Annotated in this window: 20 protein-coding genes and 1 pseudogene; 10 read left to right on the top strand and 11 right to left on the bottom strand. The window is 69.6% G+C overall.

Translation table 11 applies throughout. From position 1 onward, the window contains the following. Positions 1-29 precede the first annotated feature (29 nt). On the bottom strand, positions 30-1,028 hold the full coding sequence (locus ABZ887_RS30050) for a WD40 repeat domain-containing protein (RefSeq protein WP_361295751.1): 999 nt from the start codon (positions 1,026-1,028) through the stop codon (positions 30-32). 94 nt (positions 1,029-1,122) lie between these two features. Here ABZ887_RS30050 and ABZ887_RS30045 point away from each other — a divergent pair, with 94 nt between their 5' ends. The 3 genes and pseudogenes from ABZ887_RS30045 to ABZ887_RS30035 all read left to right on the top strand — a co-directional run. Continuing rightward, the gene (locus ABZ887_RS30045) at positions 1,123-1,806 is read left to right on the top strand and encodes a GDSL-type esterase/lipase family protein (RefSeq protein ID WP_361295748.1); all 684 of its coding nucleotides are present in this window, start codon (positions 1,123-1,125) and stop codon (positions 1,804-1,806) included. An 88-nt stretch (positions 1,807-1,894) separates the two neighbouring features. After that, positions 1,895-2,488: a Uma2 family endonuclease gene (locus tag ABZ887_RS30040; RefSeq protein ID WP_361295745.1), complete on the top strand. Its 594-nt coding sequence runs from the start codon at positions 1,895-1,897 to the stop codon at positions 2,486-2,488. Between the two features lie 79 nt (positions 2,489-2,567). Continuing rightward, positions 2,568-2,720: pseudogene (locus ABZ887_RS30035) on the top strand (aldo/keto reductase); the annotation flags it as partial. A 142-nt stretch (positions 2,721-2,862) separates the two neighbouring features. Here ABZ887_RS30035 and ABZ887_RS30030 read toward each other — a convergent pair. Both ABZ887_RS30030 and ABZ887_RS30025 read right to left on the bottom strand, forming a co-directional pair. Beyond that, positions 2,863-3,852, bottom strand: a complete 990-nt coding sequence (locus ABZ887_RS30030) for an aldo/keto reductase (RefSeq protein ID WP_361295742.1) — start codon at positions 3,850-3,852, stop codon at positions 2,863-2,865. A 56-nt stretch (positions 3,853-3,908) separates the two neighbouring features. Then, positions 3,909-4,517 (bottom strand): recombinase family protein, encoded by a 609-nt coding sequence (locus ABZ887_RS30025; protein WP_361295739.1) that lies wholly within the window; start codon positions 4,515-4,517, stop codon positions 3,909-3,911. Positions 4,518-4,797: 280 nt separating this feature from the next. Between ABZ887_RS30025 and ABZ887_RS30020 the strand changes: the two genes are divergently transcribed. Continuing rightward, positions 4,798-5,442 (top strand): class I SAM-dependent methyltransferase, encoded by a 645-nt coding sequence (locus tag ABZ887_RS30020; protein WP_361295736.1) that lies wholly within the window; start codon positions 4,798-4,800, stop codon positions 5,440-5,442. Positions 5,443-6,641: 1,199 nt separating this feature from the next. On the opposite strand, the gene ABZ887_RS30015 is transcribed toward ABZ887_RS30020, so the two are convergent. Beyond that, the gene (locus ABZ887_RS30015) at positions 6,642-8,291 is read right to left on the bottom strand and encodes a recombinase family protein (RefSeq protein WP_361295733.1); all 1,650 of its coding nucleotides are present in this window, start codon (positions 8,289-8,291) and stop codon (positions 6,642-6,644) included. 84 nt (positions 8,292-8,375) lie between these two features. Between ABZ887_RS30015 and ABZ887_RS30010 the strand changes: the two genes are divergently transcribed. Further along, complete coding sequence (locus ABZ887_RS30010) at positions 8,376-9,230, top strand: aldo/keto reductase (RefSeq protein ID WP_361295730.1); 855 nt, start codon at positions 8,376-8,378, stop codon at positions 9,228-9,230. Positions 9,231-9,467: 237 nt separating this feature from the next. Here the strand turns inward: ABZ887_RS30010 and thpR are convergent, their stop codons facing one another. Continuing rightward, positions 9,468-10,040, bottom strand: a complete 573-nt coding sequence (gene thpR, locus ABZ887_RS30005) for an RNA 2',3'-cyclic phosphodiesterase (protein ID WP_361295727.1) — start codon at positions 10,038-10,040, stop codon at positions 9,468-9,470. 77 nt (positions 10,041-10,117) lie between these two features. Here thpR and ABZ887_RS30000 point away from each other — a divergent pair, with 77 nt between their 5' ends. After that, complete coding sequence (locus ABZ887_RS30000; protein WP_361295724.1) at positions 10,118-10,660, top strand: GNAT family N-acetyltransferase; 543 nt, start codon at positions 10,118-10,120, stop codon at positions 10,658-10,660. A gap of 51 nt (positions 10,661-10,711) precedes the next feature. Here ABZ887_RS30000 and ABZ887_RS29995 read toward each other — a convergent pair whose 3' ends face one another. Further along, the gene (locus tag ABZ887_RS29995; RefSeq protein ID WP_361295721.1) at positions 10,712-12,070 is read right to left on the bottom strand and encodes an MFS transporter; all 1,359 of its coding nucleotides are present in this window, start codon (positions 12,068-12,070) and stop codon (positions 10,712-10,714) included. Between the two features lie 30 nt (positions 12,071-12,100). After that, positions 12,101-12,538: a MarR family transcriptional regulator gene (locus ABZ887_RS29990; protein ID WP_189264283.1), complete on the bottom strand. Its 438-nt coding sequence runs from the start codon at positions 12,536-12,538 to the stop codon at positions 12,101-12,103. A gap of 153 nt (positions 12,539-12,691) precedes the next feature. Between ABZ887_RS29990 and ABZ887_RS29985 the strand changes: the two genes are divergently transcribed. Continuing rightward, positions 12,692-12,874: a ribbon-helix-helix protein, CopG family gene (locus ABZ887_RS29985; RefSeq protein ID WP_089101887.1), complete on the top strand. Its 183-nt coding sequence runs from the start codon at positions 12,692-12,694 to the stop codon at positions 12,872-12,874. A gap of 156 nt (positions 12,875-13,030) precedes the next feature. Continuing rightward, positions 13,031-14,077 (top strand): hypothetical protein, encoded by a 1,047-nt coding sequence (locus tag ABZ887_RS29980; RefSeq protein ID WP_361295717.1) that lies wholly within the window; start codon positions 13,031-13,033, stop codon positions 14,075-14,077. A 43-nt stretch (positions 14,078-14,120) separates the two neighbouring features. Here ABZ887_RS29980 and ABZ887_RS29975 read toward each other — a convergent pair whose 3' ends face one another. Next, entirely contained in the window at positions 14,121-15,572 is a 1,452-nt protein-coding gene (locus ABZ887_RS29975; protein ID WP_361295714.1) for an NCS2 family permease, read from the bottom strand. Positions 15,573-15,684: 112 nt separating this feature from the next. Between ABZ887_RS29975 and ABZ887_RS29970 the strand changes: the two genes are divergently transcribed. Beyond that, the gene (locus tag ABZ887_RS29970) at positions 15,685-15,939 is read left to right on the top strand and encodes a DUF2530 domain-containing protein (RefSeq protein ID WP_361295711.1); all 255 of its coding nucleotides are present in this window, start codon (positions 15,685-15,687) and stop codon (positions 15,937-15,939) included. A gap of 320 nt (positions 15,940-16,259) precedes the next feature. Then, positions 16,260-18,659 (top strand): HAD-IC family P-type ATPase, encoded by a 2,400-nt coding sequence (locus ABZ887_RS29965; protein ID WP_361295708.1) that lies wholly within the window; start codon positions 16,260-16,262, stop codon positions 18,657-18,659. Positions 18,660-18,743: 84 nt separating this feature from the next. Here ABZ887_RS29965 and ABZ887_RS29960 read toward each other — a convergent pair whose 3' ends face one another. From ABZ887_RS29960 to ABZ887_RS29950, 3 genes are all read right to left on the bottom strand, one after another. Further along, positions 18,744-19,577 carry a hypothetical protein gene (locus ABZ887_RS29960; RefSeq protein WP_361295705.1) on the bottom strand — a complete coding sequence of 278 codons (834 nt, stop codon included), beginning with the start codon at positions 19,575-19,577 and terminating at the stop codon, positions 18,744-18,746. A 183-nt stretch (positions 19,578-19,760) separates the two neighbouring features. Beyond that, the gene (locus ABZ887_RS29955; RefSeq protein WP_361295702.1) at positions 19,761-20,684 is read right to left on the bottom strand and encodes a hypothetical protein; all 924 of its coding nucleotides are present in this window, start codon (positions 20,682-20,684) and stop codon (positions 19,761-19,763) included. A gap of 131 nt (positions 20,685-20,815) precedes the next feature. Further along, complete coding sequence (locus ABZ887_RS29950; RefSeq protein WP_361295699.1) at positions 20,816-23,938, bottom strand: molecular chaperone Hsp90; 3,123 nt, start codon at positions 23,936-23,938, stop codon at positions 20,816-20,818. Positions 23,939-23,986: the final 48 nt, after the last annotated feature.

Raw genomic sequence — 23,986 nt, 5'->3', positions numbered from 1 at the left:
GAGCCGGACGGGTGACGCACGGGGAGGGGTCAGTGACGGCGTGCGGTCGGGCGCCGCAGCCTCCGCAGCCCGAAGAGGGCGAGCGCGGCGACCCCGAGGACGACGGCACCGACCTTGGCCCCGCCCCCCACGGACCCGCTGTCGTCCTTGCCCGCGGCCGCCGAACTCCCGCCGCCCGACGGCGACGCCTTGCCCGACCCCCCGGGCACGTCCTCGGCCTGCACCGGGCTGTCGGCGCCCTCGCTCCCGTACATCAGCTTCGTCCCGTCGGCGGAGTAGCTGAGCGACTCGCCCTGCTTCTGGAGCGGCACGTCGAGCCGCCCCTCGCGCTTGATCGCGCCGCCGTTCCAGTCGTAGTAGATGCCGCCGAAGTAGCCGCGTACAGCGAGCTGCTCGCCGTCGGGCGAGAAGGCGGCGTCGGTGGCCCAGAGGTCGACGGCGGCGACGGGCCTGAAGATGTTCGTACCCGTCGGGGAGAGGGTCGCCGGGCCCTCGTAGAGATGCCCGCCGTCCTCCTTCTTGTCGATGATGTACACCCGCCCGGTCTTGGGGTGGACGATCAGCGACTCGGCGTTCCGCGCCCCGTTGGAGTACTTGACGACGTACTGGGTGGCCCGGACGGTCTGGTCGACGAGCTTCTTCGGCTCGGGCAGCTTGTAGATCCACACGTACGCCCAGCTGCCGTCAAGGTTGTCGCCGATGTCGCCGACGTAGATCTGGTTGTCCGGGCCGATGGAGATGGCCTCGACGTCGCGGGGTGTGCCGACACCGCTGAGCGTGATCCTCGCGACGGTCTTGCCGGTCGCGCTGTCGACGGCGTAGATGTACGGCCCGTCGCCGCTGTCGTTGTGGGTCCAGTAGATGCCGGGGTGCAGGTGCGAGGCGGCGAGACCGCTGGACTCCTTGATCCGCGGATCCGTGATCGTGAACCCCTTGTCGCCGCTGCCGTCGGCGGCGGAGGCGGGTGCGGCGGCGAGGGCACCCGTGAGCAGGACACCGGCGAGCAGGGCGAGCGATCGTGGACGCATGGCCCAAGCCTGCCATCCCGCACTGTGTCCGGCCGCGGGGGGACGTGTCGGTCCTCACACCCCACCTCTCCCTCTGATCGTCCATCATGAGCGGATGCTCAGGTTCATGCCCGTCGGGGACTCGATGACCATCGGCAGCACGGGCGAACACACATGGCGGTACCGCATGTGGCAGCACCTGTGCGAGACGTACGGCGGCCCGTTCACCCTGGTCGGGCCCCGCGAGACGCTGTACGACAAGCTGGCCGAGGCGCCCGTCTCGTACGGCTACGCCGATCCCGACTTCCCCCGCGCCCACCTGGCCGGCTGGGGCGAGGGCTGGCTGCACATGGCGCCGCTGATCGGGGAGGCGGTGCGCTCCTGCCGCGCCGACGTCCTCCTCGTCTCCCTCGGCCTGATCGACCTGGGCTTCTACACGAACGCGGAGCAGACGGCGGCGAACATGCGCGTCTTCGTCGCGAACGCGCGGGCGGCGAGGGCCGGCATCCGCATGGTGCTGCTGCCGGTGATCCCGAACATCCGCGCCACCTCGGACGGCCCGTTCGCGGAGCAGGTGGCCCTCTTCAACGAGCTCCTCGCCAAGGCCGCGGCCGACCTGGACGAGCCCCGCTCCCCGATCCTCATGGCCTCGCCGCCGGAGTCCTACGACATCCACACGGACACCTACGACGGCACCCACCCGAACGCGAACGGCGAACACCGCATCGCGGAGGCGTTCGCGGAGACGATGTGGCAGGGGTGGGGAATCGGACAGGAGTACGAGCCGGGATCGGATTGACCGAATTCCGCCGCTGCCCGGTCACCGTACGTATCGTTGAACCGCGCGGCCGCACCCGTCCGTGGGGCGGCCGGGGAGGAGCGCCACGATGACCGTCCTGGAGGACCGGATCGACATGGCCGACGCCGACGCCAACACCAAGCGCCTGGACGAGTGGTTCGAGCGCCTTGAGCGGATGCCCGTCCCCGAAGGATTCAGGGTCGAGATCGTCGGGGGCAACGTATTCATGGTGCCGCAGCGGAACACGCATTGGCAGATCATCCGGCAGATCCTCTGGTCCGTGGAGGACAGGTTCGGCCGGAAGACCAAGGTCTTCTCTGACGTCCGCATCGACTTCCCCGGCCACGAGAACGGCTTCTGCCCGGACGTGGCCCTGCTCAAAGACTCGGCCAAGCCCGACGGCACGGGCCACTGGCGCTACCAGGACGTCCAGTTCGTCGCCGAGGTGATCTCCAAGGGCACGGCCGCCAACGACTACGGCCCGAAGCGAACCGCGTACGCGGAGGCCGAGGTCCCCGTCTATGTCGTCGCCGACCCCTACCAGGGGCGCTGCCACGTCTACACCGACCCCAAGGACGGCGACTACGACGAGCCCACACGGGTCGACTTCGGCACCGACATCGACCTGACCGGCACAGTCGTCGACCTCGTCCTCAAGACCGACGAGTTCCCGACCGACTAGCTCGACCGACCGGCTCTCCCCGGTCGACCGACCGGAAGTCCTTGCTTAGAGCGCACTCCACGCCGTTGGCTGGGTGACCATGAAGTACACGCAGCTCGGACGTACCGGACTCAAGGTCAGCCGACTCGTCCTCGGCACCATGAACTTCGGCCCGCAGACCGACGAGGCCGACAGCCACACGATCATGGACGCGGCGCTGGACGCCGGCATCAACTTCTTCGACACCGCCAACCGGCGATTTTGACGCCAGGCGCAGCAGCGCATCGCTGACGCTCACCGCTCCTGCGGACCCCGAGTGGAAACGACGAAGCCGCCGCCTCCAACTCGCCTCGAACGCAAGCAGAAGGCGACGGCTCCGACACAGACCCGCTACCTCACCATGCGAAGGCTTCGGGAGACGGTCCGGGACCGGGGAAGATCTCGTCCAGAGACGTCAGCAGTTCCTCGCTCAGCACCAGCTGCAGGGCGCGCAGCGCCGAGTCCAGCTGCTCCTGCGTGCGAGGGCCGACGATCGGGCCGGTGACGCCGGGGCGGGTCAGCAGCCAGGCGAGCGCCGCTTCACCGGGCTCCAGGCCGTGCTTGTCGAGGAGGTTCTCGTACGCCTGGATCTGCTCGCGTGTCTTGGTGTCCTTGAGCGCGTCGGCAGCGCGGCCGCTCGCCCGGCGCCCCTGTGTGGCCTCCTTCTTGAGGACGCCGCCGAGCAGTCCTCCGTGCAGCGGAGACCAGGGGATGACACCGAGGCCGTAGTCCTGCGCGGCCGGGATGACCTCCATCTCGGCGCGGCGCTCAGCGAGGTTGTAGAGGCACTGCTCGCTGACCAGGCCCATGCGGCCGTGCCGGGCGGCGGTCTCGTTGGCCTGGGCGATCTTGTAGCCGGGGTAGTTGGACGACCCCGCGTAGAGGATCTTGCCCTGCTGGACCAGGACGTCGATCGCCTGCCAGATCTCCTCGAACGGCGTCGCCCGGTCGATGTGATGGAACTGGTAGATGTCGATGTAGTCCGTCTGAAGCCGCTTGAGGGAGGCGTCGACGGCCCGGCGGATGTTCACCGCGGAGAGCTTGTCGTGGTTGGGCCAGACGTCCCCGTCGCCCGCCATGTTCCCGTACACCTTGGTGGCGAGGACGACCTTGTCGCGCCGCCCGCCACCCTGGGCGAACCAAGTACCGATGATCTCCTCGGTGCGGCCCTTGTTCTCACCCCACCCATAGACGTTGGCCGTGTCCAGAAAGTTCAGACCCGCGTCGAGAGCGGCGTCCATGATGCCGTGGCTGGTTGATTCGTCTGTCTGCGGACCGAAGTTCATCGTGCCGAGAACGAGTCGGCTGACCTTGAGTCCGGTGCGTCCGAGCTGGGTGTACTTCATGGGCCACAAGCCAACTGCTTCGAGTCCGCTCCAGGCAAGGGCATCAGGTTCCGCCGTCAGGAGTCGTCTCCGAGGTGCCGGTACAGCGTGGCCCGGGAGACGCCCAGAGCCTTGGCGATGGCACTGACGCTCTCTCCCTTCGCCTTCCTCGCGCGGGCCACGGCCAGCGCGTCCTCGTTCACGGCGGACGGCCGTCCACCGGTACGCCCCTGCGCCTTGGCTGCGTCGAGTCCGGCGCGGGTGCGCTCCTTGATGAGGCTGCGCTCGAACTCCGCCATGGCCCCGACCACCTGAAGCATGAGACGGCCGTCTGCCGTACCAGGGTCAATGTTGGCCAGTGCACCCGTGAGCACCTTGAACCCGATGCCCCGCTCCCGAAGGGTGTCGACCATGGTCACAAGGTCGATGAGGGAACGGGCGAAGCGGTCGAGCTTCCACACGCACAGGGTGTCGCCGGGTCTCACGTAGTCCAGGGCGGCCGTGAGCTCTGGCCGGTTGGTGTTCTTGCCCGATGTCTTGTCCTCGAAGATCCGGGCGCAGCCTGCGGCCGTCAGTGCGTCGCGCTGCAACTGCGCTTCCTGGTCATTGGTGGAGACGCGGACGTAACCGATGAGCTGACCGATGATCGTGGTCGTCGTCACAGCCGGGACCGTCTCAGAACTCATCTCAATACGTCAAGCCTGAGACTGGAGTTTCGAGACGGGTTTTGAACAGCGCTACACCCCCTTCAGGGACGCTTGCCATCCCGTCTCGCAAACCTTGGTTTTCAGGACGGCCGTGACCGGTCACGCTGCGCCACGGTCGAGCGTTGCGCTTGCGTGACTGTCAGTGCTGCTGCCCCATCTCGAAGGATCCGGTGTCCGTCTCAAGTGACCTGGTCTCATTCGTCATTGATCTCAGTTGATCTGGTTCGTCATCCTGATCGCTGCACTACCCTGTCGAGCCATGAACGCGGACCGCTGGTTGGCAGACACCCGGACCTCCTACGACACGGTCGCGGTCAGCTATGCCGACCAGCTACGCGAGGCTCTGGCCGGGGCGCCGTATCTTCGGGCGGCTCTGGCGCTGTTCGCCGACTTGGTGCACGCCGCCGGCGGTGGGCCAGTGGCGGACGTGGGCTGCGGACCTGGACACGTCACCGCTCACCTGCACAATCTGGGCGTGGACGCTTTCGGCGTCGACCTTTCATCCGTAATGATCGACGTGGCTCGGCATGACCACCCCCGCCTGCGGTTCGAGGTGGGCTCGATGACCGACCTCGACCTCGCCGATGCTTCAGTCGTTGGCCTGCTCGCCTTTTGGTCGTTGATTCACGTCCCCGACGAAGCAGTGCCCACGGTCTTTGGCCACTTCCGGCGCGTATTGCGTCCCGGCGGACCACTGCTGCTCGGCTTTCACGTCGGCGACGGGTCGAGGCTGAAGACGCAGGGCTACGGCGGCCACCCGATGAACGTCCACGTTCACCGCCGCCAGCCTGACCAGGTGGCGGCCTGGCTTCGCGATGCCGGGTTCATCGTCGAGGCCCACATGCTGATCGCCCCCGACGAGGGCGTTCCAGGTGCGGTCCTCTTCGCACGCCGTCAGCCCTAGCCACGCCAGCCTTCGTATGGCGGCGGCACAGGGAACGCGAAGGCTCGCGCACTGCCACCAACCGAAACGGCATGAGGGCGACGGCGAAGGGGTGGGGGATGACCCCTTGAGGAGGCTTGGTCGACCGCCATGTGTTGGCGGCTCAAATCCTGCCACGATTTCAGGGTCTTTCAGGGTGGCCTGTACTTCAGACGGCGGCGGCGTAGCGCCTGGTCAAGGGCTTGTGCTGCCTCCTTGGCGACGGCGAAGGAGTGCAAGGAACGAAGCGTTACGGCTTTGCCTGTGGGGCGGGCGCGGCAGCGCCCCCTTGGGCTTGCTCCTGTCGGCCCCTGCGGGGCCGCATTGTCGTAGAGGCTTCGGGCTGTGGCGGCCATCCGGCCGCCCATGCTGTCTAATACTTCGCCGACGCCTGTCTCATGTGGCGCTGTCGCGCCCCCGCTCCGCTTGCCGCAAGACGCGAAGCCGCTTCCTTCTGTCGGCCCCTACGGGGCCGCAACTGGGAGGAGTAACGGAAGAGAGAGCGAGCGAACCTTTCCGCAGGTCACTGCCCATGCCACTACACGTTCGGCGTGTGCTGGCTACACCTGCGATGTGTGGTCACCGGTCTTGATGGACGCGGCACGGTACCGGTGCACCTTTCCCCTTCTGGAAGAGGTGAGGGGGCAGGACCAGACAAGCGGCACCTGACCGGGGCGAGACGAGCCCAAACCTCTTGGCGCGGCTGACCGCGTTGGTCGTGCTCTGGTCGGACAGGGGCTTGCCCTCCTTGCCCAGCAGAGTGGCCAACCTCCCGGGGGTGAAGGGTGCATGACCCTGGCGGTCGGCCCAGCCCAGCGCAGCGAAGTGCACTCGGTAGGCGAGCGGGTGCCAGGGTTCCTGCGCCATGCGCCGATACTCGCGCTGTGAGACTCCGCCCCACGGGCGGTCATGACCGAAGCTGATGGCCACTGGTTGTGGCTCCTTCCTGTGAGGCGCACACGGGTGCGCCAGCGACCCCCGCCGGACGGCGGGACATGTGTCTCCCTTCTTCGCGGGGGTGGCCATGCGAAAGGCACAGCGCTTCACAGGTGGTGCCCAAGGCTTCGGGCCTGGACTCGGTCTCGTGCAGTCGGGAGCGACGGCGGCGACCTGCCGGGCATTTTACAAACGCGCAGGAGGGCCCCGACCACAGGGCCCTCCTCGTGGCATGCAGTTGTCGGTCAGCCTTCGCTGTGGACCGCCGCCATGTTGCGCAGACGCTGCTTGAAGTCCATCGGGATCAGAACCTGAACCCTCCCGACTGGGTGTTGCCACATCCCGTCATGGCCATCGGGAGCCGTGAGCTGCGCGGCGGTCATCCCGGGAATCGGCTCGGCATGGATGACGGCCTTGACCCCTGCGGCGCGTAGCTCCCTGCCCTTTTCGTGCTGGGTCGACAACGTGCTCCACCGTTCCCGGTAGGTCTCTCCTGTCGGGATCTCCTCCCAGGTGTCCGGGCGCGTGGGCTGCGCGATGAGCTGTTCACGTCGAGCGTCCAACCGCTTGTACGCCTCTCGGTACTCCTGCTTGCCCAGCTCACTGGAGTACAGGCCCGCCTCGCGGTCCTCTCTGAGGTCCGACAGGGCGCGGTTCACTTCCTCGATGTCGCGCGTGTAGTCCACGCCCGGCCGGAAGACCTTCCGGACGATCTCGACGTCCCCGGCAGCGAGGAGGAACGCCCTTCCCACAGCGTCCTCCAGCGTGTGCGCCGCGATGCCCTTGCTCCCGGTCGGACACGGCTTGTGCGTGGTACGGGAGGCGCAGCGGTAGTAGGGCCAGTTACGGCCGGGGCCGAGATACGCCGGCTCCCCACATGTGCAGAATGCGACCCGGAGCAAGGGCGACCCACCCTTGCGGTTGCCGTTGCGCTTGCTGGTGTTCTCGTCCAGCTTCTTGTTGGCCAGCTCCCACTCCTCGTGCGTGATCAGAGGCTCCGCGCGCTGGAGGGGCTGGCCGTCCGCGTCCCGGACGACCCGGCGTCGTGTCGTCTTCTTCCCGTCGACCATCACCTCCTCGGACACCTCCATCTGCCCCAGGATGCAGCGGGAACGTACGACCTTGGCCGTGTTCGCGGCGGTCCAGCGGCTGCCCTTCGGGGTCTTGCCGCTACGGATCATCTGGGCGTCGAGTGACGTCGGGGTCTTCGACACGTCCTCGTTGAGCCACTGCGCGATGCTGTTCGCCGACTCGCCCGTGAGGAGACGGCGGACGATCTCACGGAGCGTGCCGGCAGTGTCGGTCCCGTAGTCGTCCGGGACGAGCTTCCATCCGTCGCCGGTCTCCTGTTTCTCCTCCCGGTAGCCGTACGGAGTGCGGCCGCCGCGCCAGCGCCCCTCCTTCACCAGGTGGTTGTACGAGGACTTGGCCCGCGCCTTGATGGCTTCGAGCTCCCCTTCCGCGAACGACGCGATCAGACTGAGGAGGAGCTTCCCCATCTGCGTGTTGAGGTTGATCCCGTCCTCGACGGTCGCGACCTCCTTGCCGTTCTTCTCGCACCACTCCAGGAGGGTGTGCACGTGGAGCACACGCCGCGAGAGACGGTCGATCTTCAGCGCGCAGATGATGTCGTACTCGTCGGCGCGCGACTCCTCCACCGCGATCCGATGCTCGATCGCGCTGACCTCCTTCCCGACGGTCGAGGGAAGCCACTTGCCGAACTCCGGACGCTTCCACGGCTCGACCCCGCCGGACACGTCGATGTCCTCGACCCACCCCACGACGACGTGCCCCTCCTGATCGGCCCATCGCTGGATGGACCGACGCTGACGCTCCGGTGATGTGGTCTCGTCCGACACCCTCGACAGACGGACCACACCCAGAACTCTCGCCATGCTCGTTCTCCCTCTCCCCTGTGTCACGCATCGCGCACAAGAGGTGACGGTATGCGGTTCGGATCATGGCGTCAAAATTGATCTTTGGATACCGCCAACGTGTACGGGTGGGGTGAGAACAAGGGGCGGACCGAGGAGATCATCGGCAACTGGTTCGCCAAGAGCCCCGTCCACCGCGACAAGGTCGTGCTCGCCACCAAGGTGTACGGCAACATGGCCGCCGACGGCGACGCCTGGCCCAACCACGACAAGCTCTCCGCGCTGAACATCCGGCGCGCGGTCGACGCCAGCCTCAAGCGGCTGCAGACCGACTACATCGACGTCTACCAGTTCCACCACGTCGACCGGCGGACTCCCTTCGAGGAGATCTGGCAGGCGATCGACGTGCTGGTGCAGCAGGGCAAGATCCTCTACGTGGGGTCCTCGAACTTCCCCGGCTACAAGATCGCCCAGGCCAACGAGATCGCCGCCCGGCGCGGCGGGACCATCGGGCTGGTCAGCGAGCAGTGCCTCTACAACCTCGCCGAGCGCCGCGCCGAGATGGAGGTCATCCCGGCCGCGCAGGAGTACGGCCTCGGGGTCATCCCCTGGTCGCCGCTGCACGGCGGGCTGCTCGGCGGTGTGATCAAGAAGGAGGTCGAGGGCGGGCGCCGGGCCAGTGGCCGGGCCGCCGACGCCCTCGCCAACACCACGATCCGCGCCCAGATCCAGGCCTACGAGGACCTCCTGGACAAGCACGGCGTGGAGCCCGGCGATGCCGCCCTGGCCTGGCTGCTCACGCGTCCGGGAGTGACCGGCCCGATCGTCGGCCCGCGCACCGGCGAACAGCTGGAGTCGGCGCTGAGGGCCGTGGAGCTGGAACTGAGCGAGGAGCTCCTGGCCGGCCTGGACGAGATCTTCCCGGGCCCGGGCCCGTCCCCGGAGGCCTTCGCCTGGTAACCGACCTCAGGGTCGGCGCCCCGTCAGGGGCGCGGGGCGGTAGCCGATATGCGGCTACCGCCCCGCGGGCGCGACCAGCCACAGACGGCCCGCAGCCGAAAACGGCGGCGCAGTTCCCCAGCCGGCCGGCCGACCGGCCCTCACCTCACCGCAGAGGCCACAGCAACCACCACGAACAACAACACAAGCGCACCGGCCATGATCCGGTTCCGGGTCTTCGGGTCCACGGCAACGAGCCTAACCGGCCGCCCCGAGCCCCCAGCGGTCGACCACCTCGTACCGCGGCTGCTCCCCCGGCACCCCGGACGCCGGCAGATTGCTTCGCACCAGCGCCAGCTCCCCGACCGTCCAGCTCCGGCCGGCGAACTCCGCGAGCAGCGCGACGTACGGCCCTGCCGCCACCGCGTCCCGGCTGCGGGCCACCGTCAGGTGGGCCTTGTAGCGGCGGTGCTCCCCCATCGGCAGGCCCGCCTTCCGGGCCGCCGCCTCCGCGCGGTCGGCCAGCAGCCGGAGGGTGTCCAGGTCGCCGTCGGCACCCGCCCACAGGGCCCTGCCGTGTCCGAACTGCCCGCCGCCCGCGACGGCCAGCGCGAAGGGCGGGGTGCGGTGGGCCGCGCGGGCGAGGCGCTCCGACAGGGCCGGTACGACGTCGTCGTCGACCTCGCCGTAGAACGCGAGCGTGTAGTGCCAGCCGGGGCGGCCGGTCCAGCGCAGCGCCGCCGCGCCCGGCAGCCGCTTCAACCTGTCGACCTCGGCGGCGAGTTCGGCGACCGCCTCCGGCGGGGGCAGCACGGCTGCGAAGAGTCTCATGGGGCAACCCTGCCAAAAACGCGGTTGCGCGCGGAACGCGGGACGGCATGAATCGCTGCATGGGAAGCATGGGGAGCATGGAAAGCACGGGGAGCAACGGGAAGATCAGGATCCGGGACGGCCGTGCCGACGACATCCCGGTGATCCTCGGAATGTTCGACAGCGCCGTGGCGTGGCTGGCGGCCCAGGGCCGGACCCGGCAGTGGGGGGCCACGCCCTGGTCGGAGAACCCGAGGGCCGTGGAGATGATCACCCGGTACGTCACCGAGGGCAGCCCCTACGTCGCCGAGTACGACGGGGTCCCGGCCGCCACCCTCACCCTCACCGACGCGCCCGGCTCCTACCTCGCGCCCGCCGACGAGCCCGAGCGGTACATCCAGATCCTGGCCTCGGACCGCCGGTTCAAGGGCACCGGCGTCGGCGCCGCGCTGCTCGCCCACGCGGCCGCGGAGACCCGCCGGGCCGGGATCTCGCTGCTCCGCGTCGACTGCTACGCGGGCGACGACCGCAAGCTGGTCGCCTTCTACGAGAGCAACGGCTTCACCCCGACCGAGTCCTTCACCGTCGCCGTCGCGGGCGACGACAGCTGGCCCGGACAGGTACTGGCCCGGAGGCTGTAGTCCGCGTCCGCCTCCGGGCCAGTGGCCGTCCGTAGCTGCCTCAGGCGGCTCTCACGCCACCGGTGCCAGCTGTTCCTGCTGCTCGGCCGGCTTTCTCGGCACGAACCGCACCCGCGGGTGGCCGCCGTGCCAGCCGACCGACAGGCGGAGGTTGCCGACCCGGGCCAGGACCAGGCCGATCACCACGGCGGCCGCGGCCGCGATGGCGCCGCCCACCGCCAGGCCCGCCCGGACGCCGTACGCGTCCGTGATCCAGCCGGCTATGGGCGCGCCGATGGGCGAGCCGCCCATGAACACCATCATGTAGAGGGCCATCACCCGCCCCCGCATGGCCGGGTCGGTGCCCATCTGGACGGTGGTGTTGGCGGTGACGTTGACGGTCATGCCGAACATGCCGATCGGCACCATGAGCAGGGAGAAGAGCCAGAGGGAGGGGGCGGTCGCGGCCACCAGCTCCACCCCGCCGAAGGCCACCGCCGCCGCGAGCATCACCCGCAGCCTGGCCGTGCCGCGTCTGGCCGCGAGCAGGGCGCCGGCCAGCGAGCCGACCGCCATCAGGGTGTTGAAGAGGCTGTAGGAGCCGGCGCCGGCGTGGAAGACGTCGTCCGCGAAGGCGGAGAGGTAGACGGGGAAGTTGAAGCCGAAGGTGCCGATGAACCCGATCAGGATGATGGTCCAGGTCAGGTCCGGGCGCCCGGCGACATAGCGCAGGCCCTCCCGCAGCTGGCCCTTTCCTCTCGGCGCGCGCTCGACGACGTGCAGGTCACGCGCGCGCATGAGCAGCAGGCCGACGAGGGGGGCGACGAAGGACAGGCCGTTGAAGAGGAACGCCCAGCCGGTGCCCACGCCGGTGATCATGACGCCGGCGACGGCCGGGCCGACCAGGCGGGCGGACTGGAAGTTCGCGGAGTTCAGGCTGACCGCGTTCTGCAGCTGGTCCGGGCCGACCATCTCGGAGACGAAGGACTGGCGGGCCGGGTTGTCGACGACCGTGGCGAGGCCGACCACGAAGGCGGCGAGGTAGACGTGCCAGACCTGGACATGGCCGGAGAGGGTCAGCAGCGCGAGCGCGATGCCGGTGAGGGCCATGGAGGTCTGGGTGACGAGGAGGGCCCGCCGCTTGTTGAGGCGGTCGACCAGGACCCCGCCGTAGAGGCCGAAGAGCAGCATCGGCAGGAACTGGAGGGCGGTGGTGACGCCTACGGCGGTCGCCGAGCCGGTGAGGCTGAGGACCAGCCAGTCCTGCGCGATGCGCTGCATCCAGGTGCCGATGTTCGAGACGACCTGGCCGGCGAAGAACAGCCGGTAGTTCCTGACCTTCAGCGAGCTGAACATCGAGGAGCCGCGGGCTGCGGGGGTGGTAGGGGCGGTCGGTGCGGGGGCGGAAGGTGTTCCGGGTCCCGTACTCAAACGGATTCGCCTCCTCCTTCTCTCGGGGTCCTAGAGGTGTGCGAGCTTCTCCAGCACGGGGGCGGCGGCGCGGAGCTTCGCCCACTCGTCCTCGTCGAGGCCGTCGACCAGGCCGGCCAGGAACGCGTTGCGCTTGGCGCGGCTCTCCTCGAGCATCGCCTCGGCCTGTTCGGTCCTGGTGACGACCTTCTGGCGCCGGTCCTCGGGATGCGGCTCCAGCCGGACCAGCCCCTTGGCCTCCAGCAGCGCCACGATGCGGGTCATCGAGGGCGGCTGGACGTGCTCCTTGCGGGCCAGCTCACCGGGGGTGGCCTGGCCGCAGTTGGAGAGGGTGCCCAGCACCGACATCTCGGTGGGGCTCAGTGACTCGTCGACCCGCTGGTGCTTGAGCCGTCGCGAGAGTCGCATCACGGCGGAGCGGAGTGAGTTCACGGCGGCCGCGTCGTCGCCATGGGTAAGGTCCGGCATGTTCTTTAGAGTAACTCATTACTCTACCTAAAGACCACTCGGACACGCCGATATGCCCGTGACCTCGGCCACTGAACCACCTAGTCACCCTTACGAGTGAGCTGGATCCGGAAAGTGACGCATCGGGCGCGCGGATGTGGCGCCCTCGTATCCATGGGGACCAGTGTGCTCAGTCTGCGGATAGACAAGGAGCTGCTCGACCGGCTCCGGTGCCATGCGGCGAAGAGGGGGATGAGCGTCCAGGACTACGTGATCCGGACGCTCGTCCGGGACGACTTCGACGAGCGGTTCTCGGCCGCCGTCGAGGAGACGGAGAGGTTCTACGGGGTCACCTGAGAGACCCGACAGACCTGACGGATCCAGGCCGGTCCGGACCCGACAGGTTTTCGACGAACACTGATGCGACGTCAACTCCCGTTCGTCTAGCGTTAACCCCTCGTGCCGGGCGCCCGCCCGGCAACAACAGGGGGGCTACCACCCATGGACGACGGAATGTCCGTCAGGCAACAGCGGGACCCGAGCAGACGCCAGTTGCTGCGCACCGGCGCCGGACTCGTCGGCGCGGCCACGGTCGGCGCGGCGGCGCCACTGGTGGCGGCGGGCACCGCCCAGGCCTCCGTCGCGGCCTCGAAGCACTTCGTCCTGTCCGGCGACGGCGGCAACCCGGTCTGGCGCGCCACCCTCCACCAGCCGTACTGGGCGATGCAGTCCTTCGCATACGACAACGTCAACGGCCGTATCTACTTCGCCCAGCACCGCATCGGCGACAGCGCCGGGCACAACGGCGACCTGTGGATCTCCCAGACCGACCTCTCGGGCAACGTCCTCGGCACGATGGCCGTCCAGGGGTTCGGCCACGGCTCCTCGATGGGCGTGGAGCCGGTGGGTTCGGGCTCGACGCCGTACCTGTGGATCGAGGGCAGCGACTCCGACGACAACGGAGCCGGCGAGAAGCTGTCCCGCTTCCGGTTCACGGACGGACTGACCCTCGAGTACTTCAACCCCAGCATCACGATCTACGACCGCACCCCGACCATCTCCAGCTTCGTCAAGCTGCCCCGGCCGGCGATCGACCCGTACACCAACCGGCTGCTGATCCGCTACGCGACCAGCGACTCCGCCTCCCGGGTGTGGCGCCTGGCCGTCTTCGACATGGCGGACGCGGTCGCGGGGCGCCTCAGCGACGGCTACCGGCTCGTCGAACGGGCCATCCCCAACAACGACGAGCTCGGCCTCACCGACGACGACCTGTTCCAGGGAATCACCCTGTGCGGGCAGTACGCCTATCTCCTGTACGGCGGCCCCGGCGGCCCCTCGTACCTGGTCACGCTCGACCTGAACGACACGGGCGGTTCGTACTACGACAAGTTCCAGACGACCGCCGGGGCCTCCCTGCCGGGGCGTGAGCCCCAGGGCACGGCGATCTGGATGGTCTCCGGGGCACCGCGGCTGGCCTTCGGCTTCTCGTCGAAGACCACGAGCACCGATCCGGACACCCTGGACGCGAGCGTCTTCTACAAGAGCGACTTCGTCTCCTGAACGGGGCCCGCCGGCCTCACGCGACCGGCGCGCCCCGTGCGGGTCACGTGAGGCCGAGGGCCGGCATCAGGTAGTAGAAGGCGAACACCGCCGCGACCACGTACATCGCGACCGGGATCTCCCTGCCCCGGCCGACGGCCAGGCGCATCACCACGAAGGTGATGAAGCCCATGCCGATGCCGTTCGTGATCGAGTAGGTGAACGGCATCATCACCATGGTCACGAAGGCCGGGATCGCCAGGGTGTAGTCGGCCCAGTCGATCTCCTTGACGGAACCGGCCAGGATCAGGAAGCCGACCGCGAGCAGCGCCGGGGTGGCCGCCTGGGAGGGGACCATCGTGGCGACGGGGGTCAGGAACAGCGCGAGGGTGAAGAGCCCGCCGGTGACGACGTTGGCGAAGCCGGTGCGGGCGCCCTCGCCGACACCCGCCGTCGACTCCACGAAGCAGGTGGTGGCGGAGGAGGAGCTGGCACCGCCGACGGCGACCGCGACACCGTCGATGAACAGGACCTTGTTGATGCCCGGCATGTAGCCCTGGGCGTCGGTCAGCTTGGCCTCGTCGCTGACGCCCATGATCGTGCCCATGGCGTCGAAGAAGCAGGACAGCAGGACCGTGAAGACGAAGAGGATGCCGGTCAGCACGCCGACCTTGCCGAAGCCGCCGAACAGGCTGACCTTGCCGAGCAGGCCGAAGTCCGGGGTGGCGACGGGGTTGCCGGGCCACTTCGGGACGGTCAGGCCCCAGGTCGTCACGTGCGCGACGGCGTTGATGACCAGCGCCAGCACGGTCATCGCGACGATCGAGATCAGGATCGCGCCGGAGACCTTGCGGACGATCAGCGCGAGGGTGAGCAGCGCGCCGAGCACGAAGACGAGCACCGGCCAGCCGTTGAGGTGACCGTCGGCGCCGAGCTGGAGCGGGACGGTGGTCTGGGCGGCGTCCGGGATACGGGTGACGAAGCCGGAGTCCACCAGGCCGATCAGCATGATGAACAGGCCGATACCGATCGAGATCGCCTTGCGCAGGCTGTAGGGCACCGCGTTCATGACGCGCTCGCGCAGTCCGCTGGCGACCAGCAGCATCACGATGACACCGGCCAGCACCACCATGCCCATGGCGTCCGGCCACGACATCCGGGGCGCCAGCTGGAGCGCGACGACGGAGTTCACGCCGAGACCGGCGGCGAGGGCGATCGGGACGTTGCCGATGACGCCCATCAGCAGCGTCGTGAAGGCGGCCGTGATCACCGTGGCGGTGACCAGCTGACCGTGGTCGAGCTGGTGACCGTACATGTCCTTCGCGCTGCCGAGGATGATCGGGTTCAGCACGATGATGTACGCCATCGCGAAGAAGGTGGCGAAGCCGCCGCGCACCTCGCGGGCGAGGGTGCTGCCCCGCTCGGAGATCTTGAAGTAACGATCCAGCGCGCCGTACGCGGGGGTCGCACCCGGCTGTTCGGGGGCGGGGGCCTGAGTGGAAGCCGGGGTCGACATTGGAGGTTCCTACGATCAGAAGTGGTCAAACACAAACGGTTTCAGTATGAACGTATGATGCCCAGATCGCTATCTCCGCGCGTAGACCCGGCAGGTGCGTAAGCTGAGCGCCATGGCGAAGTGGATCCCCCAGCACGAGGCACCGGAGCCCCTTGAGGGCCCTGTCGTCCCGACGATCATCGGCGGCACGATCATCTGGTTCGTCCTCTTCCTGGCCCAGCTCCCCTTCTACGGCTGGTACTCCGACCACGGCCACACCTGGTGGATCTGGACCTGCCTGGCCGGCGGGGGCCTCGGCCTGATCGGCGTGTACTACGTGAAGCGGCGGGACGCGGCGATCAAGGCGCATGTTGCGGCGGCCGAGTAGGGACCTCGCCCTCGGACGCCGGACGGACTGGCAGCGCCCCGTAAGGGGCGCGGGGAACTGCGCGACCAGCCACGACGGCGCCGCGGTCGGCAGTCGGCAGATCGCGGCACTTCCGGCGGAGCGCCCAACCGCGGCGGACCTCGCGCCACAGAGGCCGGGCAGGATGGAGAGTGCCCCGGCTTTTCAGGGGACCGAGTCGGGCGGGCGGGTGGGCGAAGCCCCCGGCGTCTACAACCTGCGCACGAGTTAGGTCCTCCCCTGGTCGGATCTTCCGGGCACTCGGCAGGTGAACGCGCAAATCCGCACGTACCGTCGAAGGCATGCAGCACATCGACGCGGGCGCCGAGCTCGACCCTGTGCATCCCGTACCGCTGCCGGTGCCGATCAGGGCGACCGGCCTGACATCCGCCGAGGTCGCGGAGCGCGTCGCGCGCGGCCAGGTCAACGACGTACCGGTGCGCAGCAGCCGTTCGTTCGGCGAGATCGTGCGCGCCAACGTCTTCACCCGCTTCAACGCGATCATCGGTGTGCTGTGGCTGATCATGCTGGTCGTGGCGCCGATCCAGGACAGCCTGTTCGGCTTCGTGATCCTCGCCAACACGGGCATCGGCATCGTGCAGGAGTGGCGGGCGAAGAAGACCCTGGACTCGCTCGCGGTGATCGGCGAGGCGCGGCCGACCGTGCGCCGGGACGGGGCCGCCGTCGAAGTGAGCACGAGTGAGATCGTGCTCGGTGACCTGATCGAGATCGGCCCCGGGGACAAGATCGTCGTGGACGGGGTGTGCGCCGAGGCCGACGGCCTGGAGATCGACGAGTCGCTGCTCACCGGCGAGGCCGACCCGGTCGTCAAACGCCCCGGCGACCAGGTGATGTCGGGTTCGTTCGTGGTGGCCGGCGGTGGCGCGTTCGCCGCGACCAAGGTCGGCCGGGAGGCGTACGCGGCCCAGCTCGCCGAGGAGGCGTCCCGCTTCACGCTCGTCCACTCCGAGCTGCGCTCCGGTATCTCGACCATCCTCAAGTACGTGACCTGGATGATGGTCCCGGCCGCGATCGGCCTGGTCGCCACCCAGCTGGTCGTGAAGAACAACGGCCTCAAGGACGCCGTCGCCCGCACGGTCGGCGGCATCGTCCCGATGGTCCCCGAGGGCCTGGTCCTGCTCACCTCCGTCGCCTTCGCGATCGGCGTGATCCGGCTGGGCCGCCAGCAGTGCCTGGTACAGGAACTCCCCGCGATCGAGGGCCTCGCCCGGATCGACACCGTCTGCCTCGACAAGACCGGCACCCTCACCGAGGGCGGCATGGACGTCACCGAGCTGCGGGCGCTGGACGGGGTCGACGAGACGTACATACGCAAGGTGCTGGGCTCGCTCGGCGAGTCCGACCCGCGCCCCAACGCCTCCCTCCAGGCGATCATCGACGCCTACCCGGACAGCGAGGACTGGCGGTGCGTGGAGTCGCTGCCCTTCTCCTCCGCCCGCAAGTACAGCGGGGCGACCTTCAGCGAGGGCGACGGTGAGCTGAGCACCTGGCTGCTGGGGGCGCCGGACGTGCTCCTCGGCGCCGACGACCCGGCACTGGCCGAAACCGTACGCCTCAACGAGGAAGGGCTGCGGGTGCTGCTGCTCGCCCGCGCCAGCCGGGAACTCGACGACCCGAAGGTGGCGCAGGGGGCCGGCGCCACCGCACTGGTGGTCCTGGAGCAGCGGCTCCGCCCGGACGCCGCCGACACCCTCCGCTACTTCGCCGACCAGGACGTCCGGGCCAAGGTCATCTCCGGCGACAACGCGGTGTCGGTGGGCGCGGTGGCGGCGAAGCTCGGCCTCACCGGTACGACGGTGGACGCGCGCCGCCTGCCCGCCGAGCCCGGCGAGATGGCCGAGGCCCTCGACTCGGGCACCGTCTTCGGACGGGTCACCCCACAGCAGAAGCGGGACATGGTGGGGGCGTTGCAGTCGCACGGGCACACGGTCGCGATGACCGGCGACGGCGTGAACGACGTACTCGCCCTCAAGGACGCCGACATCGGGGTCTCGATGGGCTCGGGCTCGGAGGCGACGCGGGCGGTCGCCCAGATCGTCCTGCTCAACAACAGCTTCGCCACGCTGCCCTCGGTCGTGGCCGAGGGCCGCCGGGTGATCGGCAACATCACCCGGGTCGCCACGCTGTTCCTGGTCAAGACGGTCTACTCGGTGCTGCTCGCGGTCCTCGTGGTCTGCTGGCAGGTCGAGTACCCCTTCCTGCCGCGGCACCTGACCCTGCTCTCCACCCTGACCATCGGCATCCCGGCCTTCTTCCTCGCCCTGGCACCGAACAAGGAACGGGCGCGGCCGCACTTCGTCCGCCGGGTGATGCGGTACTCGATCCCGGGGGGTGTGGTGGCCGGCGTCGCGACCTTCGTGACGTATCTGGTCGCCCGCCACTACTACACGGGAACCGGGTCCCTGGACGCCGAGACCAGCGCCGCGACCCTGACGCTGTTCCTGATCTCGATGTGGGTGCTGGCGATCATCGCCCGCCCGTACACGTGGTGGCGGGTGGCCCTGGTGGCCTCGATGGGCGTGGCCTTCGTGTTCGTACTCGCCGTACCGGCGCTGCAGACCTTCTTCGCGCTGAAGCTGGTGGGGGTGGTGATGCCGTGGACTGCCGTCGGCGTGGCCGTGGTGGCGTCGGCGGTGCTGGAGCTTGTGTGGAAGTGGGTGGAGCGGAAGTATCCGGTGTGATGCGGTGGCGGGGAACCGCGCGGGCCGGTGGGGGCTTGTCGCGCAGTTCCCCGCGCCCCTTACGGGGCGCTGACCCTTGCGGGACTACTGCACGTCGACGTAGTCGCCCGTGGCGCTGACCGTCGAGGTCGTCGAGGTGCCCGCGAAGGAGAAGCGGTAGTAGCCGTCGGACGTCGCGGTGGTCGTCGTCTTCAGGGCGCCCGTGGAGGACGTCTTGATGGTCTTCAGCGTGGTGTAGGTGCTGGAGCCCTTCTTGCGGAACTGGAGCTTGACCGACTGGCTGCCGTAGCCGCCGTACTTGCTGGTGTCCCAGTTGGCGCGGGTCAGGGTGCCCGTGACCGTGATGGTCTTGCCCTTCTTCACCGGCTCCGGGGTGGCGTTGGCCGTCAGCTTGGACGCGCGCTTGACCAGGATGGTGGTGAGGCCGCTCTGGTCCTTGTAGCCGACCTTGCTCAGATCGGGGTTGGTCAGGCTCTGCCCGTTGAAGGCGACGGCCTCGGCGGCCACGTTCCAGCTGCCGGCCCAGGCGCTCTCCAGGTCGCCGTCGGCCGGGTAGATGTCGACGGAACCGGCGCAGGTGGCGGTGGTCGAGGAGGTGGCGGTGCAGGTCCCCGAGTCGGCGTCGCCGTACAGCTCGGTGGCCGGGGCGCTGTAGGAGCCCTTGTACAGGAAGGCGTCCGTGTAGAAGTCCTTCGCGGTGATGTCCACGTCGGCGCCGTGCGTCAGCTTGTACGTGTACTTGACGCTGACCTTGGCGGTGGTGCCGACTGTGACCGACTTGGCGATCGACAGGTTCGAGAAGCTCGCGTTCAGCGTGTACGGCGTGCCCGAGTCACCGACGGCCTGCGCGGCCGGGACTGCAAGGGCGGAGAGGGCCAGGGCGCCGGAGACGGCGGCCACAGTGGCACGAATGCGCATGGATTCCCCAGTGGGAACAGTGGGCGCGAGGCCCAAGAGATCTAGGGAGTCTGTTGACTCAGGTGATCAGATCCACGAGGGGTGGGCGGGGTTGTACGAGTGAGACGTAATCCGGTCAGATTTTGTTTCTTTTGCAACCGGATTACGTCTCCTTGGGATTGCTCCCGGTCTTGCTCGGTGCTGCTACTTCACGTCGACGTAGTCACCCGTCGCGTTGACCGCCGGGGTCGTCGCGGTGCCGGCGAAGGAGAAGCGGTAGTAGCCGTCCACCGTCGCCTTCGTCGTCGTCTTCAGGGTGCCGGTCGAGGACGACTTGATGCCCTTGACGTTCTTGTACGTGCTGGTGCCCTTCTTGCGGAACTGCAGCACCACGGGCTGGGTGGCGTAGCCGTGGTACTTGTTGTCCTCCCAGTTGGCCCGGGTCAGGGCGCCGGTGACCGTGATGGTCTTGCCCTTCTTCACCGGCTCCGGGGCGGCGTTGACCGTCAGCTTCGACAGGCGCTGGACCTGGGTGCTGCCGAGGGCGCCCTGGTCGGCGTAGCCGACCTTGGTGATGTCGAAGTCGTTGCTGGTCGGGTCCTGGCCGTTGTACGCGATGGCCAGGGCACCGGCGTGCCAGAGGCCGGCGTCGGAGTTGAAGAGCTCGCCCTCGCCGGGGTAGACGTCGATGTTCCCCTTGCAGCTGGCGGTGGTCGCCGAGGTGACCGTGCACTTCGCCGGGTCGTCGCCGATCAGGAAGTTGGCCGGGTCGTCGTAGGAGCCCTTGTAGATGTAGGCGCCCGAGAAGAAGTCCGCGGCCGTGATGTCGACGTCGGCGCCGTGGGTCAGCGTGTAGGTGACCGACGTGGCGACGTGCGCGCTCGTGCCCACCGTGACCGCCTTGGCGATCTTGACGTTCGAGAAGGTGACGTTCATGGCGTACGGAGCGTCGTCGTCCGCGGTGGTCGCGGTGTACGCGGTCTTGCCGGACGCCGAGTGCGCGGCGGCGAAGAGCTTCGTCGCGTCGGTGCCGAAGGACGAGCCGCCGGCGGCGTGCGCGGCCGGCATCGCGAAGGCGGAGAGTGCCAGGGCGCCGGAGACGGCGGCCACAGTGGCGCGTATACGCATGCGTTCCCCTGCATGGAAGTGATCGGTGAGTCTGGATGACTCCCCCGTTCAGATCCCTGCAGGGGGCGAAAGGTTGTACGACTTTTGAAAGTTGTGCGCGGAAACTGTCGCGGGCCCTTGCGGACGACGGCTCAGTCGAACCAGCGGTCCCGTGCCAGCTCCTCCGTCCGGGACGGGTCCTCCAGCAGCGCCGCCACCTCGAAGCGGCGCGGCCACTGCCCCGCCGCCCAGGCCAGGCCGGCCGCGACGCCCTCCAGGGTCGCGGCGTGCAGGACGCCGTCGCCGGTCAGGCGCCAGTCGATCTCGACGCCGTCGACCACCAGCTCCTCGTGTTCGACGTACGTCCGCGGGGTGCGCGGGCCGAGCAGGACGTGCACCGACTCGGGGACGTCGTGCTCCGTGCCCTCCGAGTCCACCGACCCCGTCACCGACTCGCTCAGCCGCCGCACCTGGAACAGCTCGGCCAGCTCGGCGGCCCGCGACGGCCGGACGGGAAGCAGCGGGACACCGGCCGTGAACGGCAGCAGATCGGGTGAGTCGACGACCACCGCGTCCGCCGCGTCCACGACCTCCACCCGGCCGTCGAGCACCGCCCGCAGCTCCTCGGGGAGCGTCACCTGCTCGGGGTCCAGGTCCGCCAGCGCGCCGTACAGGGCGTGCAGCTGGGCGCCGGTGACGGAGCGGTCCGGGTCGGCGAGGCGGTCGAGGAGTTCGGCGGCGCCGCCCGGCTCGTCCAGGAGGGCGGCCACCGACGTCCGTACGCCCAGCGCCCGCAGCACCTGCTCGTCCTCGAAGCCGGTCGCGTCGGCCTCCTCGTAGAGGCCGCGCAGCAGCGGGTCGCCGCCGGCGGCCAGCAGACCGGCGGGGCGGCGGCCGTCGAGCACCGGGTGCCCGCGCAGCCACCACGCCGTGTACGGCCGTACGACCTCGTGGGTGCCGTCGGGCAGCAGGATGCGGACCGGCTGGGTGAGGGCGTCGCGCAGCGGCGGCTGGGCGAGCAGGGCGAGGGCCTCGGGCCAGTGGTCCTCGTCGACGAGGTCGAGGTCGCGGACGGCGATCAGCTCGGTGGCGACCGGCGGCACGGGGGTGTCCGGGAAGCGGTCGAGGATGTCCTCGCACCAGACGTCGACGGCGTCGAGCAGGCCCGCGTCGTCGGGTTCGGCGAAGTCGCCCTCGCGGGGCTCCAGTTCGTCCGGGTCGAGGACGACGTCGGTGGCGCGGACGAGCGCGAAGTTCGCGAGGACCCCGCAGGCGGCGAGCGGGCCCTCGCCCCACTTCCCGGCCAGGTCGGCGTCGACGGCCGCCAGTTCGTCCTCCCGGACGAGCCGGGCGAAGGCGCTGCCGGGGAAGACCAGTTCACCGGCCGGGGCGAGTTCGCCGTCCTCGTCCGGGAGGGCCAGCGCGCCCAGCCACGGCTCGTCACCGGGCTCCAGGCCGGCGTCCCGCACCAGCGCGAGCACGGTGTCCGCCAGCTCCTCGGCGTCCGGGGCGTCCTCCTCCCAGAGCACACCCCCGTCGTCGTCGAGCGAGGCCGCGACCGCCGCCCGCACCTGCGGGGTGGTCAGGACCGCGCGGGGGGACGCCGGCAGGGCGCCGAGCTTCTCCAGGAGCGGGTGGGCGGCGTCCTCGTGGGCGACCTTGAGACCGAGCCGGGCGAGCACCTCGGGGTCGATGGCCGTCGCGTCCGGGGTGGGGAGCAGCACCTGGCGGGGACCGATGGTGGTCCTCCCGTCCGCGAGCGGCACCGGCAGGCCGGAGAGCCGGTCCGGGTCGACGCCCGCGAGGCTGTCGTAGAGCCGCCACCACCAGTCCGGGTCCTTCTCCAGACCGGCCAGGCGGTCGACGGCGTCGGCGAGCGGAAGGCGGGCGACGCCCAACGTCCGCAGCTCGACCCGGCGTTCGAGACCGGCGGGCAGCAGCGTGGGCAGCACCTCGGCGAGCACGCGGACCGTGTCGGCCCCCGCCCCCTCCACGATCTCGGCGTCGCGCGGCCGCAGCGCCTCGGGCAGTTCGCTGTCGTCGCCGGGCTCGACGGCGGGCGGCAGGAACGCGGTGCGCGGCAGCCGCTCCAGGATCGCCTGGCGCAGCGCGCCGTCCAGCTCGCCCCTGCCGAGCGGGCCCGGCACCAGGTGGATGATCCCCTCCCCCACCGGCCGCCAGTCGGCGAGGAGTTCGGCGTACGCGTCGGCCGCGCGCTGCACCAGGAAGTCGGTGAGCGGGCCGGGGGCGGCGTGCCGGCGGGTGGTGTCGAGGGGGAAGGAGGCGATGAGCAGGGCGGGCACCCCGAGGGGCTCGTCGCTGGGGGTGGGGGCGTGCACGACGGCGGCGGTGCGCGGGCGGTCGGGGGCGCCCTGGCCGTCGGTGGGCACGGCCCAGGTCAGCGACCAGTGCGGCCGCAGCCGCTCCTCGACCGGGCGGTCGGCGAGCAGGTCGGGGGTGAGCCGGCCGTGCGCGGCAACGGTACGCCAGCGGGTCGTGCCCTCCCGCGAGTCCTCCACGACGGTGAGCGCGCCGTCGGTGCGGCGGCGCAGGGTGCGGACGGTGTCGGCGTCCTTCTCGACGACGACCTCCTCCAGCCCCGGCAGGGCGAGCAGCAGGGCGTCGTCCACGGCGTCGAGGAGCCGCTCGGCGAGATCGGTGGCGGCCGTGTCCCGCAGCGGCAGGATCACGACCGTGTCGTACGGGTCCGGGGCGGTGCCCTCGGCCGCGAACGGGAGCCGGAGCAGGGGGACATGACCGTCACGCCGGCGGATCTCGTCGCCCAGCCCCGGGCTGTGCCGGGCGGTCTCCTCGGCCAGTTCCCGGGCCTCGGCGAGGGACCAGCGGACCCCGCCGTGCCGCCCGACGACCGCGGGTTCGTCGGTCACGGCCAGCACGGCGGCGAACCCGACGCCGAACCGCCCGACCGCGCTGTCGCTGTCCCCCCTCTTGGCCGAGGCACGCAGGGTGGAGAGGGACTCGACACCGACCGCGTCCAGCGGGGCGCCGGTGTTGGCGGCGAACAGGACGCCGTCGCGGAGGGTGAGCCGGAACCGGCCGGGGACGCCGGCGCGGGCGGCCGCGTCGGCGGCGTTCTGCGCGAGCTCCACGACGAGCCGGTCCCGGTACCCCCCGAGGACCAGGTCCTCCTCGGCGTTGGCGTCCTCCCGGAACCGGGCGGGGCTGGTGGCCCAGGCGTCGAGGACACCTCGCCCAAGACGGGCGGTCCCGAACGGGTCGGCACCCTCGGCTGCGGGCCGCACGAACTTGCTCACGTTGTCTCTCCTCATCGACGTGAGCACGAAGGTACCGCCTCACCGGGG

The sequence above is a fragment of the Streptomyces sp. NPDC047061 genome, from assembly GCF_040643955.1.
Lineage (GTDB): Bacteria > Actinomycetota > Actinomycetes > Streptomycetales > Streptomycetaceae > Streptomyces.
This window is presented reverse-complemented; position numbering and strand designations above follow the sequence as displayed.